Genomic DNA, 15,720 nt, shown 5'->3' on the forward strand with positions numbered 1-15,720 from the left:
CGACCGGTTCGGCCGCCGCACCTTCTACCTGATCGGCGTCGCGGGCTTCACCCTCGCCTCCGTCGCCATCGGGCTGTCCGGCTCCATCGAGGGCGGGACGGCCTCAGCCGGCTCATGCCGGACCCGGACGTGCTGCACCGGGCCCTGGAGACGCTCGACGCCGCGCCCGGCGAGTGCGTGCTGGTCGGCTCCTCCGTCGCCGAACAGACCGCGGCCCGCCGCGCCGGCCTGCCCTTCATCGGCCACTGCCCCACCGAACCCGTCCGCCGCGCCCTGCACGCCACCGACCCCGGCACCCCGCTGGTCGCGGACCTGCGCACCCTGCTGACGGCGGCGGAGCAGCGCTGACGGCACGTCACCGGGTGGGGTGTGGAGCGGCCGTCCCGGGCGGCCGTCCCGGCCCCCCCTTCAGGGCCCGCGCCCGACGCCCCCATTCAGCGGCCCCCCGCCCGGCCCCCTCCGGCAGGCGCCGGGCCGGGGCCGCCCGCACGATGCGAGGGAGACCGGCCGCCCGTCGGTCGAACGGTCTGTGCTCTCGGGAGGATCCGCCATGACCGCCACTCTGGAGCAGCTGCGCCGCTGCCACTTCGCCGTCGATCTCGGGGCGGCGCGGACCCGCGTGTACGTCAAGGGCGCCGGGCTGGTCGTCGACCAGCCGTCCGCCGCCGCCGTCAACACCCGTACCGGCGCGCTCATCGCGGTCGGCGAGTTCGCGGAGAAGATGACCGGCCGCACCCCCGGCTACATCCGCGTCGTCCGGCCCGTCTCGGGCGGCACGATCGTCGACATCGAGATGGCCCAGCGCATGCTGCGCCACCTGCTCGGCGACAAGGTGCGCCGCGCGCTGCGCCGAAAGCCCCGGCTGCGGGCCGCCGTCTGCACCCCGCACGACGCCGACCCGCTGGCCCAGCGGGCCGCCATCGAGACGCTGGTCGGGCTCGGCGCCCGGCGGGTGGAACTGGTCGACACCCTCATCGCCGCGGCCGTCGGCTGCGGACTCCCCGTCGAGCAGCCCGAAGCCACCATGATCATGGTCTGCGGGGCGCACGCCACCCAGGTCGCCGTGCTGTCGCTGGGCTCGATCGTGACCGCGGCCCGCATCCCGGTCGGCGGCGAGGCGGTGGACGCCGCGATCGTCCAGCACCTGCGTCACCAGCACGAACTGGTGCTGCCCAGCCAGTCCGTGCGCCCGCTCCAGCTCGCCCTGTCCGGCAACGGGCTGACCGCGCAGGGCCCGGCCTGCACCGAGATCCACGGCCGGGACGTGGCGACCGGCCTCGCGCGCAGCGTGCAGGTCGACACGGCCGCCGTGCGCAACGCCATCCAGACGCCGCTGACCGGTGTCCTCGACGGCATCGGCCGGGTGCTGCGGGACTGCCCGCCGGATCTGGTCGCCGACCTCGCCGACCGGGGCATCATGATGGTCGGCGGCAGCGCCCTGCTGCCCGGCTTCGACCAGATGCTGCGGCAGGCCACCGGTATGCCGGTGCACATCGCGGAGCGGCCCGACATCTGCGCCGTACAGGGGCTGGGCACCATGCTGGAGGGCAAGGTCGAGCCGGTGTCGCTCCAGCCGACCGCCGACTGACCCCGGCGTGAGCGGCCCGCCGCCCGGCTCCCGGCTGACCCGGCTGCTCGACGCCGTCCTCGGTCTCGGCACCGACCTGGACCCGGGCGTCACGCTGCGCCGTCTGGTGGCGGGCGCGGCCGAGCTGACCGGGGCGGCGTCGGTCGTCCTGCGCACGGCCGAGCCGGGACCGGACGGCCGTACCGGGATGCGCGCCGGCCCGGACCCGGCCGCCACCGGCCCCGCGCTGCGGGTCCCGGTCCGGGTGGGCGACGAGGAGTTCGGCGCCCTGCTGCTGACCGGGCGGCCGGGCGGCGGGCCGTTCACCGACGAGGACGAGCAGGTGGTGCGGGTACTGGCCACCCAGGCCGGCATCGCGATCGGCAACGCCCGGCTCTACCGGGCGGCCCGGCAGCGCGAGCGCTGGATCGAGGGCGCCGCGGCCGTCACCACCGCGCTGCTCACCGGGGAGGACGCCGGCGACGCGCTGACCACGGTCGCCGAGCGGGCCCGGCGGCTCGCGGACGCCGCGGCGGGGGTGATCCTCCAGCCGACCGAGGCGGGCGGCATGGAGATCGTGACCGTCTCCACGCCGGACGACCCGGCCGGCATCGTCGGCAGCGTCATCGCGCCGGGCAGCCCGGTGCTGGACCAACTGCTGGGCGGGGAGCCGGTGTTCCTGGAGGACTCGGCGACCGACCCGCGGATGACGACCCCGGTCCGGCACCGGTACGGGCCCAGCATGATGCTGCCGCTGGAGGCCGGCGGCCGCCTGATCGGCACCCTCGCCCTGCCCCGGCGGCGCGGGGAGCGCCCGTACACCGCCGTGGAACGGCAACTGGCGACGCAGTTCGCCTCGCAGGCCGCGCTCGCCCTGGTGCTGGCCGACACGCACCGCGGCCGGGCCCGCCTCGCGGTCTACGAGGACCGCGACCGCATCGCCCGCGACCTGCACGATCTGGTGGTGCAGCGGCTGTTCGCCACCGGCATGATGCTGGAGTCCACCCGCCGCCGCACGGCCGCCGGGCAGGTCGGGGAGCTGCTGGACGGGGCGGTGGACGAACTGCGGTCCACCGTCGGCGAGGTCCGCACCGCGATCATCGCGCTGCGGCAGCCGCCCGCCGGCCCGCCGGCCGGGCTGCGCGGCCGGGTGCTGCGGGAGGCCGCGGTCGCCGCCGCGGTCCTCGGGTCGCCGCCGTCCACGCACTTCACGGGCCCGGTCGACCACCGGGTCCCGGACGACACCGCCGACCGGCTGGTCGGCGCGCTGCGCGACGCCCTGGCGGACGCGGTACGCCGGCCGGGGGCACGCCGGGTCCGGATCGGCGTCGACGCGACGGCGACCGCCCCGGACGGCCGGGCCGCCGTCCGGCTGACGGTCTCCGACGACAGCGACTCCGCTACGGCCTTCGACTGGTCCGCACCCCTGTGACGGCCGGCACCCCACCGGACGGGACAGCCGACACCCCGCCAGGCGGGACAGCCGGGACCCCACCGGACGGGACAGCCGGCACCCCGCCAGGCGGGACAGCCGGCACCCCACCGGACGGGACAGCCAGCACCCCGCCAGGCGGGACAGCCGGCACCCCGCCGGGCAGGACAGCCAGCACCCCACCGGACGGGACAGCCAGCACCCCACCGGGCGCGGTCAGCCGGCACCCCGCCGGGCAGGACAGCCAGCACCCTGCCGGGCGCGGTCAGCCGGCACCCCGCCGGGCAGGACAGCCGGCACCCCGCCAGGCGCGGTCAGACCGCGAACCAGCAGCGCACCGTCGTGCCGTCCGGCCCGGTGTATGTGCGGACCAGGTCCGACACCAGGTTGACCAGCAGCAGTCCGCGGCCGCCGCGCTGGTCGCGGGCGGCGGGCCGACGCCCGGCCAGCGGGTCGGCGAGCCGCCCCTTGTCCCGCACCTCGCACACCACGTGCCCGTCCTCGGCCCAGACCCGCAGCACGCCCGTGCCGCCGCCGTGCACCACGCTGTTGGTGGCCAGCTCGGCGGTGACCAGCGCCAGGTCGTCGAGCCGGACCCCGGTGAGGCCGAGCCGCGCGGCCTCGGCGGTGGCCGCGTGCCGGGCGTCGGGCAGCGAGTCGGCCACGAAGGACAGGAGCGGCACGTCCGGGGCGGGCGGCAGCGGCTCGTTGTAGCGGGCGACGACCCCGGCCGGGTCGTAGGCGGCGCTGGCCGACTCGCCGCGGGAGCCGGCCGGGATGACGACGGGGTGGGTGGCGTGCGCGTCGGCGAGGACCCGCGCGTCCAGGCGTACGGCGTCGTACGGACACAGGATGGTCGCCGCGCGGCCCTGGAAGGCGTCGTTGATCAGCGCCTCGTGCTGGGCGCAGGCCGGGTACTCGGCGCTGTTGCGGCCGGCCCAGATCGGCTCGCCGATGATCCGCACCCGGCGGCCGGCCGGCTGGGCGTCGGCGAAGGCGCGCAGCACGCCGGGGATGATCCGGCCGGGGTTGCGGCCGGCCTCCCGCATGTCCAGCAGCCGTACCGTTTCGGCGTCGGTGCCGAGCGCGTCGCGGATCAGCGCGAGCCGCTCGCCGGGGACCGCCACGGCGACCGGCTCGCCGCCGGCCAGGCCCTCGCGGACGAAGGGGACGGTACCGGCCAGGTACTCGTCGTCGTCCCGGTAGAACAGCGCGGGGTGGACGAAGCCGCCGGGGTCCGGGACGCCGGCGGCCGGTTCGGTCACAGCACTCATGACATCGACACCTCGATCGCCGGCTGGTCGGGCCAGAACATCTCCAGCACCCGTCGCAGTGTGGCAGGCGGCCGGTGCAGCACCAGCCGCCGGCCCTGCGGAAGCCGGCCGGCCAGGTCCGCGAGCGTGTGCGCCCCGTCGACGTCGACGAACGTCACGCCCGACATCTCCACATGCACGTCGCCACCCTCACCCACCGCCTGTTCCAGCGCCCGCCGCCAGGCCCCCCGCGTCGTCAGCACGATCTCCCCGGCCGCCCGCACGCCGTCGCGCCCGGGCAGCGGGCAGACCGTCAGCCCCGGCGCCGCGCCCCCGGCTGCGGACGGCGCCTCGCCCTGAGTGCCCACTGTGTTCTCCCCTACTCCCGGACTCCGCCCCCCTACCCACCTCACGCCACCTCATTCCCCGGACTCGGGTGTACGCGCGCGGACGGCGGGCAGGCGCACTGGCGACACCGACGAGGACCGACAGGACTTCGTGACGCCGACGAGGACCGACAAGGCGGTGACATGACCTCAACGGCATCGCATTCGACGGACCGGCCGGCCGACCTGGTCATCGAGTGCCGGGTGGAGGGCGGGGCGGAGGAGGAACGGGCGCTGCTCGTGCCCCGGGGCGAGCTGGTCCAGGGCTGCGTGGATCCGCTGGCCGAGGCGCTGGCCGGGCTGCCGCCCGGGATCGGCCGGATCGACGTGGACATGCGGCACGTGGTGTTCATGGACACCGCGGGTCTCCAGTTCCTGGACCTGCTCAACGGCCACGGCCGCCGGCAGTCGCTGCCGGTGACCACCGGGCACTGGCGTGGCCAGCCGCGCCGGACCCTGGAGCTGACCGGCCTGGACCCCGACGATCCGCTGCGCGGCCCGGAGCACGACCTCCAGCAGGAGGTGGACCAGCTGCGGCACGCGATCGTCTCCCGGCCGGTGATAGACCAGGCGCGGGGCGTGCTGATGGCCGTCCACTCCTGTACGTCCGAGGAGGCGTGGGACATCCTGCGCGAGGCGTCCCAGCTGTCCAACACCAAGCTGCGCGCGGTCGCCGAGGCGGTCACCGCCAGCGCCGGCAGCGACGGCCCGGCCCCGCCGCCGAAGGTCCGCGCGGCGCTGCGCGCGGCGGTCCGCACGGCGACGGGGCGGCACGGCCGCTGAGGTGCCCGCGGCCTGGTCCGGGGTACTCGGCGAGAGGCCCGCCGGACCGACGGCCGGACCCCGTCAGCTCAGCAGGAGGCACCATGTCGAACCCGGACCAGTCCACCCCGTCGCAGGCCGAGGGCGAACGCGACGACGAACCGGGCACCCCCGAGCGCCGGACCCCGCCGCACCCCACGCCGTCCCAGGCGGAGGGCGAGCGCGACGACGACGACCGCGAGACCGAGGCGCCCGGCTCCTGAGACCCCGGCCCCGGCACGGCGGCGGGCCGCCGCGGCACCCGGCCGCGGCGGCCCGCCGGTGCGCCGGGGTCCCGGTCAGCCGCCGAGGACGCCCGCGGGCAGCAGCGACTGCGGGGAGGTGGCCGGGTGGCCGATCTCCAGCGCGCCGAGCAGCCCCTTCAGCAGCGGCGCCGAGGGAACCCCGCTCAGGGGGTCGGGGGCGGGTGCGGCCTGGGCGAGGGGGGCGGCCGTCAGGAACGCGGCGGCCAGGACGGAGACACAGACGAGTTTCTTGGTCATGCCCGGCCCAACGACCGGCCCGCCCGGGAGAGCCTCCGGCAAGCGGGTGACCGTGCGGCCCGCGCGGGCCTACGGCCGGCTGAACCCGTGGCTCCGCTCCACCTTCGCCACGTGCAGCGTGTAACTCTGGTACCACTCGGCCCGCCCGCGCCGCTGCGCCGCCCGGTGCTCGGCGTTGTCCCGCCACCGGGTGAGGGCGTCGGCGTCGCGGAAGTACCCGACGGTGATGCCCAGCCCGCCGGGAGTCTGGGCGTGGTCCATCCCCAGGAACCCGGGGACGTCCCGCACCAGCTCTTCCATGCGCGCGTTGGTCTCGCCGTAGCCGCCCTGCTCCGGAGTCCGCACGGTGGTGAAGACAGCTACGTAGTACGGCGGTTCGTACGCCGCTACGGGCGCGACGGGCTGTCCCGGTCGATCACTCATGGCGTCACGATAGGGCGGAGGCGCCGTCGCGCGCAGGCGATGTACGGCACCGGGACACTGCCCGTCGAGCGGCCCGCCGGACCGGGGGTCAGCTCGCGCCGCCCTGGCCCGCGCTGCCCATCGGGCCGACCGTGAGGGAGGAGCCGGTGCCGTCGGTGACGGGCAGGCTGGCGGCGCCCGGCCAGTCGAGGGTGACCGACTTGGTCTCGTCGGGCGGGGTCACCACGAGGCCGGTGATGCCGACGCCGGAGCCGCCCGTGTCGTTGAGCGGGTAGGAGAGGTTGAAGGAGACCGACTCACCGTCCTTGAGGACCACCGGGTCGGAGTCCTGGCCGCTGCGCTCGGCGGACAGCTCGCCCTCACTGGTCGTCAGGTCGACGCCCGCGTATCCGGTCACGGAGCAGTCCTGGCCGCCGCCGTTCTGGAAAGTGACCGCGACCGACCCCTCGGTGTCGCCGTCGATGGTGGTGTCCGACGCGGTGATCTCCAGCTCGTCGGTAGTGCACTTGCCACTCCCGGCATCGGTCCCCGTCCCGGCGGCACCGGAGGAACCGGATGACGTGTCGGACGTGCCGGACGCGGCGGAGTCGGACGAGCCGGAGTCGGACGAGCCGGAGGACGCGGCGGACACGGACGTCCCGTCGCTCTGTGCCGTGCCGTCGTCGCCGTTGCAGGCCGTGAGCGAGAGACCCGCGGCGACGGCCAGGGCGGCGAAGGTGAGCTTGCGAAGGCGCATCGTTACTTCCTCAGTCCCGGTGATAGGTCTCGGCCGCCCGGTCCAAGCCGGTACGAGCGAGCGTTTCTGATCACCAAGACAGGCCCGCCCGGCAACCCGTTCCGCCCGGCCACGGCTGCGCACAGGGCCGTTACACAGCCACCGCGAACCACCACCGCCCAGCCCCACCGACTCCCGCGCCCTGCCACGCCTCTCCCCCGGTTCCGACCACCGACCGACACCCTCCACCCCCACCACCCGGCTGGGACAGACCCGTAACCCAGCCCCCCTTGACCGCCCCCCGCCACCTCGAACCCGGGGCCCACCACGGCCGCCAATAACCAGAAGCGCGAAAGACCGCCACCGGGCTAACCTCCGCAGTCGCACATCAACCGTCCCCGTCCCCATCCCCGTTCGAGGAAGCCACCGCCCATGCCGCGTCGTTCGACCGTCTCCCGCACGGAGTTCCCCGTGTCCGACCACGGGGCCGGACCGTACGGCGCGTTGTGACGGACGTGAAGCCTGACCCCGGACAGCGGCAGGCCCTTCGGAAACCCGGGAGCGCCGAGCCGGGCCTCTTCGCCCAGCGGTACGCCACCACGACCATGACGTTCACCGCGGTCATGTTCGTCACCGGGTTCGCCGCGCTGGCCGTGGTACCCACCCTGCCGACGGCCGCCCAGGAACTGGACGGGGTCTCCCTCTTCCCCCTGGTCGCGGGCTGCTTCGTGGCCGCCGGCCTGTTCGGCGGGGTCCTCGGCGGGCACTGGGCCGACCGGTCCGGAGCCGGCCGCCCACTGGCCCTCGGCATGGTGCTCTCCGTGGTGACGCTGCTCGTCTCGGCGTCCAGCGGGTCCGTCTGGCAGCTGGCGGCCGGCCGGTTCCTGGACGGTCTCGCGGCGGGCATGGTCGCCGTGTCGGTGACCACCGCGATCGGCCAGTCCTACCCGGAGCGCCTGCGGCCCCGGATGCTCGCGATGATGAGCACCAGCTGGATCATCCCGTCCCTGGTCGGACCGCCGATGGCCGGCATGGTCGCCGCGACGTGGTCATGGCGCACGCTCTTCTACGGACTGGCCGCGCTGACCGCGCTCCCGGCACTCGGACTGGTGGTGGTCCTGCGCGGCGCCTCCACACGCAGTACGGCCGGCAGCGGACAGGCACCCGCCGACGCGCCGCCCGCCGGGGAACACGCCGCCCGGCCGCCGCTGCTGATCGCGGCACTGCTCAGCGCGGGCGCGGCGTTCGGCCAGTACGGCGTGTCGGAGTGGGACGCCCACCACCTCCCCTTCGTCCTCGCCGGCGTCGCCCTGCTGGTCCTGTTCGCGCCGCGCCTGCTGCCCAGGGGCACGTGGCGCGGCGTCCCGGGCCTGCCGACGGCCGTACTGCTGCGGGGGCTGACCTCCGGCACGTACTTCACCGTCGAGGCCCTGGTGCCGCTGATGCTGATCACCGAACGGCACGTCGCGGCGGTCACGGTCGGCGGCGCGTTCACCGCCTCCGCGGTGCTGTGGGCGGGGGCCTCCTGGGTACAGGGCAGACTGCTCCAGCACGTTTCCCGGCACCGGCTCGTCGTCGCGGGCGCCCTGCTCATGACGGTCTCGGTCGGCTTCGCGACAGCGGGCAGCTTCGAGAGCCTGCCGCCCCTCACCGCCGTGGCCGCCATGCCGCTCGCGGCCATCGGGATGGGCCTGCTCGACCCCTGCGTCACCGTGCTCTCGCTCTCCCACAGCGCCCCAGGACGCCAGGGCCACACCACCAGCGCCATGCAGACCAACATGAACCTCGGCCAGGTCGTCGTCCTGGCGCTCACCACGGCCGCCCTCAACGCCTGCCTGACCGCGGGCCTCGACACCCCCACCGGCTACGCGACCGCGCTGGCGCTGCTGTTGCTGCCGCCCCTGCTCGTCGCCCTCGAAGCGAAGGCGATCGCCGCGACAGCGACTGCCCGCGCCGGTCACGATGTCGATGAACCAGACGGTCTCCGCCGAGCGTGCGCGTCGGCCTCTGCCAGCCGGGAGTTGCAGGCGGTCGCGCCGGTGCCGTACTCGTCGGAGTGCTGGACGGTGATGTCCCGTGGACATTGCCGAGTTGCAGAACGGTGGAACCGCTGGCGCGATACCCACGAGTTGCCGTACGCGCGAGCCCGGGGAGCGACCCGGAGTTCTCCGCAGGCCGCGACTCGGCCGGCACGAAACAGACCGGGAACAGCGCAGACGTCGTGCGGATGTGGCGGGTCGCGGACGGAGCGCAAAGCCTCCCTCGAACCCCCTGAAAAGCGTATCCCCAGGTCAGAACGATTCTTCCTGGGGAAGCTCGGTGGGGCGGGTGGGACTCGAACCCACGGCCGGCGGATTATGAGTCCGCTGCTCTAACCGGCTGAGCTACCGCCCCATAGCGGCGTGTCGCGTACACGTGTGCGCGCCGTCTGCCGCAGCATAGCCGCTCATACGATCTCCTGCTCCGGGTGGTCGGCTTCCCGCTGCGGCCTCATGACCTTGAGGACTCCGGTGCGGCCCGTGCGGTTCCCGGGCCGGGTCACGGACTGTCCGCGGACGTGAAAAAGGACCCCGCGGGGTCCTCGTTCAGCAAGCTCTCCCGACTGGACTCGAACCAGTAACCTGCCGGTTAACAGCCGGCTGCTCTGCCAATTGAGCTACGGAAGATCGAAGCTCCCCGGACTGGACTCGAACCAGTAACCTGCCGGTTAACAGCCGGCTGCTCTGCCAATTGAGCTACCGAGGATCGCCTCGTCGCATCGAACGTAGCTCCCTGGGTATCCGCCAGGGGGCGCGCGCTCGCTGCGACACATACATTAGCGCAAGCAGGGGGGTGCTCCGCCAATCGGTTCTCCCCGGCACCGCAGACAGAAGGCAAAGGAAGGGTGGCCGTCATGCGTTACCGGCTCACGTTCGTCGTCGGACTCGCCGTGGGGTACGTACTGGGCACGAAGGCGGGACGGGAGCGTTACGAGCAGTTGAAGAAGGCTGCTCGCCAGGTCTCGCAGAATCCGGCGGTGCGCAACACCGCGGAGTCGGCCGCGCAGCAGGGCCGGCAGTTCGCGGACAAGGCGTACCACGTGGTCAGCGACAAGGTCGGGGACCGGGTGCCGGACTCGGTGGCGCAGCGGGTGAAGTCGCTGCGGGAGCGGAGTGCGGGCGGTGGTGGGGACGACTGGGGCGGCAGCAACACCTGAGGGTGGTGCCGCTCACACCCGCTCCCGTGACTCCCGGCGGCTGAGCGAGCGCAGCGATACGGCAGAATTTCGGTCATGGGGATAGTCGCCGGGTTGGACAGTTCACCCGATTTCACTCGTATCGTCGTCTGCGACGCGGACACGGGAGCCGTACTCAGGCAGGGGTACGCGCCGCATCCGGTGGACGGTCCCGAGAGTGGGGGCCGTCCCTCCGACGTCGATCCGCAGGCCTGGCTGCTGTCCCTGGGGGAGGCGGCCGGCGGGGGGCTGCTGGAGGGGGTGCAGGCGATCGGCGTGTCGGCGCAGGCCAACGCCGTGGTGCCGTTGGACTCGCAGGGGAACACCGTGCGGCCCGCGATGGTCGGCGGGGACAAGCGGGCGCAGGTCGCCGGGGCGGACCTGGTGGACGCGTTCGGCGGGCGGGAGGCGTGGGCGCAGGCCGTGGGGTGTGTGCCGGGGGCCGCGCAGCCGGTGACCAAGCTGCGCTGGCTGGCCCGCAGCGAGCCGGAGAACGCCGCGCGGACCGCCGTGCTGCTGCAGGCCCACGACTGGCTGGTGTGGCAGTTGCTCGGGCGGCCGGTGCGCAGGACGACGGATCGGGGCGGGGCGTCGGGGACCGGGTACTGGTCGGCGGCGAGTGGGGGGTACCGGCCGGATCTGGTGGAGCTGGCGCTCGGGCATCACGCGATGCTGCCGGAGGTGATCGGTCCGGCGGACGCGGCCGGTACGACGCCGGAGGGGCTGCTCATCTCCGCCGGGACCGGGGAGACCCAGGCCGCCGCGTTCGGGCTCGGGATCGGGCTGGGGGACGCGGTGGTGTCGCTGGGCGCTTCGGGGTCGGTGATGGCCGTGCACTCCGAGCCGCTGGTCGAGCCGTCCGGGATGATCACCGCGCTCGCGGACGCCACCGGTATGCATCTGCCGGTGGTCACCACCCTGAACGCGGTACGGACCCTGCGCGGGGCCGCCGAGCTGCTCGGGGTGCCGGATCTGGAGGGGCTGTCCGAGCTGGCGATGAAGTCGACGCCGGGGGCCCACGGGCTGGTGCTGCTGCCCTATCTGGAGGGGGAGCGGACGCCGCATCTGCCGCACACCGCGGGGACGCTGGCGGGGCTGCGGCGGGAGTCGATGCGGCCGGAGCATCTGGCGCGGGCCGCGTTCGAGGGAATGCTGTGCGGGCTCGCCGACGCGCTGGACGTGCTGCGCGGCCGGGGGGTCGACGTACGGCGGATCTTCCTGCTGGGGCCGGCCGCCGAGCTGCCCGCCGTGCAGGCGGCGGCGCCCGCGCTGTTCGGCGTACAGGTGGTCGTACCGCAGCCGGCCGACTACGGGGCGATCGGGGCGGCGCGGCAGGCCGCCTGGGCACTGGGCGCCTCGCAGGGGGCGCTGGACGCGCGCACTCCCCCGGCCTGGCAGGGCGCGGTCGCCCAGGTGCTGGAGCCGGGTGAGGAGCTGGCGGTGGGCCAGGCGGTGCGTCAGCAGTACGTGTCCGTACGGGAACAGACGCATCCCGGCGCGTTCCGCGGGTGAGAACTCGTTAAGAGGTCCTGTTGGGTTAATCGGTTGGGGTAACGCGGGGGGAGTGCCCGACGATAGGGGCCAGGGGCAACCAACCGCCCCTCCCGCCCACTCCGAGAGACCGAGCGTGCTCATACGACTGCTGCGGACCTATCTGAGGCCCTACAAGAAGTCCATCGTCCTGCTGGTGGCGCTCCAGTTCCTGCAGACCTGCGCCACCCTCTACCTGCCGACCCTGAACGCCGACATCATCGATCACGGTGTCGTCAACGGGGACACCGGCTACATCCTGAGCTACGGCGCCCTGATGATCGGCATCTCGCTGGTGCAGGTCGTGTGCAACATCGGGGCCGTCTACTACGGCGCGCGGACCGCCGCCGCGCTCGGGCGGGACGTGCGCGGTGCCGTCTTCGACCGGGTGCAGACCTTCTCCGCCCGGGAGGTCGCGCACTTCGGCGCGCCGTCGCTGATCACCCGCACCACCAATGACGTGCAGCAGGTCCAGATGCTGGCCCTGATGACGTTCACGCTGATGGTGTCGGCGCCCATCATGTGCGTGGGCGGCGTGGTGCTGGCGCTCGGTCTGGACGTGCCGCTGTCCGGGGTGCTGGTCGCGGTGGTGCCGGTGCTGGTGATCTGCGTCACGCTGATCGTGCGGCGGCTGCGGCCGCTGTTCCGTTCGATGCAGGTGCGGCTGGACACCGTGAACCGGGTGCTGCGGGAGCAGATCACCGGCAACCGGGTCATTCGCGCCTTTGTGCGGGACGAGTACGAGGAGCGGCGGTTCCGGAAGTCGAACGGTGAGCTGACCGAGGTGGCGCTGGGCACCGGCAATCTGCTCGCGCTGATGTTCCCGGTGGTCATGACGACCGTGAACCTGTCGTCGATCGCGGTGGTCTGGTTCGGCGCGCACCGGATCGACAGCGGCGGGATGCAGATCGGTGATCTGACGGCGTTCCTCGCCTATCTGATGCAGATCGTGATGTCCGTGATGATGGCCACCTTCATGTTCATGATGGTGCCGCGCGCGGAGGTCTGCGCCGAGCGCGTCCAGGAGGTGCTGGCCACCGAGAGCAGTGTGGTGCCGCCGCTCGCGCCGGTCACCGAGCTGCGCCGGCACGGGCATCTGGAGATCCGGGGGGCGGGTTTCCGCTACCCGGGCGCCGAGGAGCCGGTGCTGCGGAACATCCGGCTTCAGGCCCGGCCGGGCGAGACGACCGCCGTCATCGGCTCGACCGGCAGCGGCAAGTCCACGCTGCTCGGGCTGGTCCCCCGGCTGTTCGACGCCACCGACGGGGAGGTGCTGGTGGACGGGACCGACGTACGGACCCTCGATCAGAAGGTGCTGGCGAAGACGGTCGGGCTGGTGCCGCAGAAGCCGTATCTGTTCGCGGGCACCGTCGCGACCAATCTGCGGTACGGCAATCCGCGGGCCACCGACGAGGAGCTGTGGCACGCGCTGGAGGTGGCGCAGGCCAAGGGGTTCGTCGAGGGGCTGGAGGGCGGTCTGGACGCGCCCGTCGCGCAGGGCGGCACCAATGTGTCGGGCGGGCAGCGGCAGCGGCTGGCCATCGCCCGGACCCTGGTGCAGCGCCCGGAGATCTACCTCTTCGACGACTCCTTCTCGGCGCTGGACTACGCCACCGACGCCGCGCTGCGCGCCGCGCTCGCCGCGGAGACGGCGCAGGCCACCGTCGTCATCGTCGCCCAGCGGGTGTCGACGATCCGCGACGCCGACCGGATCGTCGTCCTCGACGAGGGCCGGGTGGTCGGCACCGGACGGCACCACGAGCTGATGGCGGACAACGACACCTACCGGGAGATCGTGCTCTCCCAGCTCACGGAAGCGGAGGCTGCCTGATGGCCGGGCCGGCAGGGCGGATGATGGCCGGGGGCGGGCCGGACACCCGTTCGATGGATTTCAAGAACTCGGGCAAGCGGCTGGTGGGGCAGTTCCGGCCGGAGCGGCTGACGATCGGCCTGCTGCTGCTGTGCCTGGTGGTCAGCGTCGGCCTCAACGTGATCGGGCCGAAGATCCTCGGCGAGGCCACCGACCTGGTCTTCGCCGGCATCATCGGACGGCAGTTCCCGTCCGGGGCCAGCAAGGACCAGGTGCTGGAGTCGATGCGGGAACGCGGTGAGGGCAGCGTCGCCGACATGCTGCGCTCCACCGACTTCACGCCCGGCCAGGGCATCGACTTCACCGCCGTCGGGCATGTGCTGCTGCTGGCGCTGGGCACCTTCCTGGTCGCCGGGCTGCTGATGGCGGTGGCCACCCGGCTGGTCAACCGGGCGGTCAACCGGACCATGTTCCGGCTGCGCGAGGACGTGCAGACCAAGCTGTCGCGGCTGCCGCTGTCCTACTTCGACAAGCGCCAGCGCGGCGAGGTGCTGAGCCGCGCCACCAACGACATCGACAACATCGGGCAGACCCTCCAGCAGTCGATGGGCCAGCTGATCAACTCGCTGCTGACCATCATCGGCGTGCTCGCGATGATGTTCTACGTGTCCTGGATCCTGGCGCTGGTCGCGCTGGTGACCGTGCCGCTGTCGTTCGTGGTCGCCACCCGGGTCGGCAAGCGGTCGCAGCCGCACTTCGTGCAGCAGTGGCGCTCCACCGGCACGCTGAACGCGCACATCGAGGAGATGTACACCGGGCACGCGCTGGTGAAGGTGTTCGGCCGGCAGGAGGAGTCGGCGGCGCAGTTCGCCGAGCAGAACGAGGCGCTGTACGAGGCGGGGTTCAAGGCGCAGTTCAACAGCGGGGTCATGCAGCCGCTGATGATGTTCGTGTCCAACCTGAACTACGTGCTGGTCGCCGTGGTCGGCGGGCTGCGGGTGGCGTCGGGGACGCTGTCCATCGGCGACGTGCAGGCGTTCATCCAGTACTCCCGGCAGTTCTCGATGCCGCTGACGCAGGTCGCCTCGATGGCCAACCTGGTGCAGTCCGGCGTCGCCTCCGCCGAGCGGATCTTCGAACTGCTGGACGCCGAGGAGCAGTCGGCCGACCCGGCCGAGGCGGAGCGGCCGGCCGAGCTGCGCGGGCGGGTGGCCCTGGAGCACGTGTCGTTCCGGTACGACCCGGAGAAGCCGCTGATCGAGGATCTGTCGCTGACGGTGGAGCCGGGGCACAAGGTCGCCATCGTCGGACCGACCGGAGCCGGCAAGACCACCCTGGTCAATCTGCTGATGCGGTTCTACGAGGTGTCCGGCGGGCGGATCACGCTCGACGGGGTCGAGATCGCGAGGATGACCCGGGACGAGCTGCGGGCCGGGATCGGGATGGTGCTCCAGGACACCTGGCTGTTCGGCGGCACCATCGCGGAGAACATCGCGTACGGTGCCGCGCGCGAGGTGACCCGCGGGGAGATCGAGGAGGCGGCGCGGGCCGCGCACGCCGACCGGTTCGTCCGGACGCTGCCCGAGGGCTACGACACGGTCATCGACGACGAGGGCACCGGCGTGAGCGCCGGGGAGAAGCAGCTCATCACCATCGCGCGGGCGTTCCTGTCCGACCCGGTGATCCTGGTCCTGGACGAGGCGACGTCCTCCGTGGACACCCGGACCGAGGTGCTGATCCAGAAGGCGATGGCCAAGCTGGCGCACGGGCGGACCTCGTTCGTCATCGCGCACCGGCTCTCCACCATCCGGGACGCGGACACCATCCTCGTCATGGAGAACGGGTCGATCGTGGAGCAGGGCGCGCACGACGAGCTGCTGGCGGCGGGCGGGGCGTACGCGCGGCTGTACCGGGCGCAGTTCGCGCAGGCGGTGGCCGAAGTGGACTAGGGCCTGTCGTTTGGATCAGGACGCAGGGCATCGGCGGAACTTGTCCATGCCGGTGAGCGGGGCCTGGTGCGTGCAGCTGCAAGGCGGAGGAGGGCGGCAACGCGATGGGGGTCCCCCCGCGCGAGCGAAGCCGAGCG

Annotated in this window: 14 protein-coding genes, 3 tRNA genes and 1 pseudogene; 10 read left to right on the forward strand and 8 right to left on the reverse strand. The window is 73.3% G+C overall.

Annotated elements, in window-relative coordinates; translation table 11 throughout:
* Positions 1-114: 114 nt before the first annotated feature.
* The 3 genes from AB0G32_RS31220 (at position 115) to AB0G32_RS31230 (ending at position 2,999) form a co-directional block, all read left to right on the forward strand.
* Positions 115-348, forward strand: coding sequence for a hypothetical protein (locus AB0G32_RS31220; RefSeq protein ID WP_361170978.1), 234 nt, complete (start codon positions 115-117; stop codon positions 346-348).
* A gap of 202 nt (positions 349-550) precedes the next feature.
* Positions 551-1,588 (forward strand): rod shape-determining protein, encoded by a 1,038-nt coding sequence (locus AB0G32_RS31225; protein ID WP_361170837.1) that lies wholly within the window; start codon positions 551-553, stop codon positions 1,586-1,588.
* Positions 1,589-1,595: 7 nt separating this feature from the next.
* A complete protein-coding gene (locus AB0G32_RS31230) occupies positions 1,596-2,999 on the forward strand; it encodes a GAF domain-containing protein (RefSeq protein ID WP_361170840.1) in 1,404 nt (467 codons plus the stop codon).
* A gap of 314 nt (positions 3,000-3,313) precedes the next feature.
* On the opposite strand, the gene AB0G32_RS31235 is transcribed toward AB0G32_RS31230, so the two are convergent.
* On the reverse strand, positions 3,314-4,273 hold the full coding sequence (locus tag AB0G32_RS31235) for an anti-sigma factor RsbA family regulatory protein (RefSeq protein WP_361170843.1): 960 nt from the start codon (positions 4,271-4,273) through the stop codon (positions 3,314-3,316).
* Complete coding sequence (locus AB0G32_RS31240) at positions 4,270-4,620, reverse strand: STAS domain-containing protein (RefSeq protein ID WP_361170846.1); 351 nt, start codon at positions 4,618-4,620, stop codon at positions 4,270-4,272. Before AB0G32_RS31240 ends, AB0G32_RS31235 begins: the two co-directional genes overlap by 4 nt.
* Positions 4,621-4,782: 162 nt before the next feature.
* Between AB0G32_RS31240 and AB0G32_RS31245 the strand changes: the two genes are divergently transcribed.
* Positions 4,783-5,421 (forward strand): ANTAR domain-containing protein, encoded by a 639-nt coding sequence (locus AB0G32_RS31245; RefSeq protein ID WP_361170849.1) that lies wholly within the window; start codon positions 4,783-4,785, stop codon positions 5,419-5,421.
* An 83-nt stretch (positions 5,422-5,504) separates the two neighbouring features.
* The gene (locus AB0G32_RS31250; RefSeq protein WP_361170852.1) at positions 5,505-5,663 is read left to right on the forward strand and encodes a hypothetical protein; all 159 of its coding nucleotides are present in this window, start codon (positions 5,505-5,507) and stop codon (positions 5,661-5,663) included.
* 75 nt (positions 5,664-5,738) lie between these two features.
* Here AB0G32_RS31250 and AB0G32_RS31255 read toward each other — a convergent pair whose 3' ends face one another.
* From AB0G32_RS31255 to AB0G32_RS31265, 3 genes are all read right to left on the reverse strand, one after another.
* On the reverse strand, positions 5,739-5,942 hold the full coding sequence (locus tag AB0G32_RS31255; protein WP_361170855.1) for a hypothetical protein: 204 nt from the start codon (positions 5,940-5,942) through the stop codon (positions 5,739-5,741).
* A gap of 69 nt (positions 5,943-6,011) precedes the next feature.
* Positions 6,012-6,365 (reverse strand): antibiotic biosynthesis monooxygenase, encoded by a 354-nt coding sequence (locus tag AB0G32_RS31260; protein ID WP_361170858.1) that lies wholly within the window; start codon positions 6,363-6,365, stop codon positions 6,012-6,014.
* Between the two features lie 88 nt (positions 6,366-6,453).
* Positions 6,454-7,101: a DUF4232 domain-containing protein gene (locus AB0G32_RS31265; protein WP_361170861.1), complete on the reverse strand. Its 648-nt coding sequence runs from the start codon at positions 7,099-7,101 to the stop codon at positions 6,454-6,456.
* Positions 7,102-7,685: 584 nt separating this feature from the next.
* On the opposite strand from AB0G32_RS31265, the pseudogene AB0G32_RS31270 reads away from it, so the two are divergent.
* Positions 7,686-9,002, forward strand: a pseudogene (locus AB0G32_RS31270) (MFS transporter); the annotation flags it as partial.
* Between the two features lie 398 nt (positions 9,003-9,400).
* Here the strand turns inward: AB0G32_RS31270 and AB0G32_RS31275 are convergent.
* The 3 genes from AB0G32_RS31275 to AB0G32_RS31285 form a co-directional block, all read right to left on the reverse strand.
* Positions 9,401-9,474: transfer RNA gene (locus tag AB0G32_RS31275), tRNA-Ile, on the reverse strand.
* A gap of 199 nt (positions 9,475-9,673) precedes the next feature.
* Positions 9,674-9,746 (reverse strand) — tRNA-Asn (locus tag AB0G32_RS31280).
* 6 nt (positions 9,747-9,752) lie between these two features.
* A tRNA-Asn gene (locus tag AB0G32_RS31285) sits at positions 9,753-9,825 on the reverse strand.
* Positions 9,826-9,973: 148 nt separating this feature from the next.
* On the opposite strand from AB0G32_RS31285, the gene AB0G32_RS31290 reads away from it, so the two are divergent.
* The 4 genes from AB0G32_RS31290 (at position 9,974) to AB0G32_RS31305 (ending at position 15,583) form a co-directional block, all read left to right on the forward strand.
* Positions 9,974-10,276 (forward strand): YtxH domain-containing protein, encoded by a 303-nt coding sequence (locus AB0G32_RS31290; protein WP_361170864.1) that lies wholly within the window; start codon positions 9,974-9,976, stop codon positions 10,274-10,276.
* A 75-nt stretch (positions 10,277-10,351) separates the two neighbouring features.
* The gene (locus tag AB0G32_RS31295) at positions 10,352-11,806 is read left to right on the forward strand and encodes an FGGY family carbohydrate kinase (RefSeq protein ID WP_361170867.1); all 1,455 of its coding nucleotides are present in this window, start codon (positions 10,352-10,354) and stop codon (positions 11,804-11,806) included.
* A 115-nt stretch (positions 11,807-11,921) separates the two neighbouring features.
* Positions 11,922-13,655 (forward strand): ABC transporter ATP-binding protein, encoded by a 1,734-nt coding sequence (locus AB0G32_RS31300; protein WP_361170870.1) that lies wholly within the window; start codon positions 11,922-11,924, stop codon positions 13,653-13,655.
* On the forward strand, positions 13,655-15,583 hold the full coding sequence (locus AB0G32_RS31305) for an ABC transporter ATP-binding protein (RefSeq protein ID WP_361170873.1): 1,929 nt from the start codon (positions 13,655-13,657) through the stop codon (positions 15,581-15,583). The genes AB0G32_RS31300 and AB0G32_RS31305 overlap by 1 nt, the downstream gene beginning before the upstream one ends.
* The last annotated feature ends 137 nt before the right edge of the window (positions 15,584-15,720 follow it).

The organism is Streptomyces sp. NPDC023723 (assembly GCF_040639815.1).
Lineage (GTDB): Bacteria > Actinomycetota > Actinomycetes > Streptomycetales > Streptomycetaceae > Streptomyces.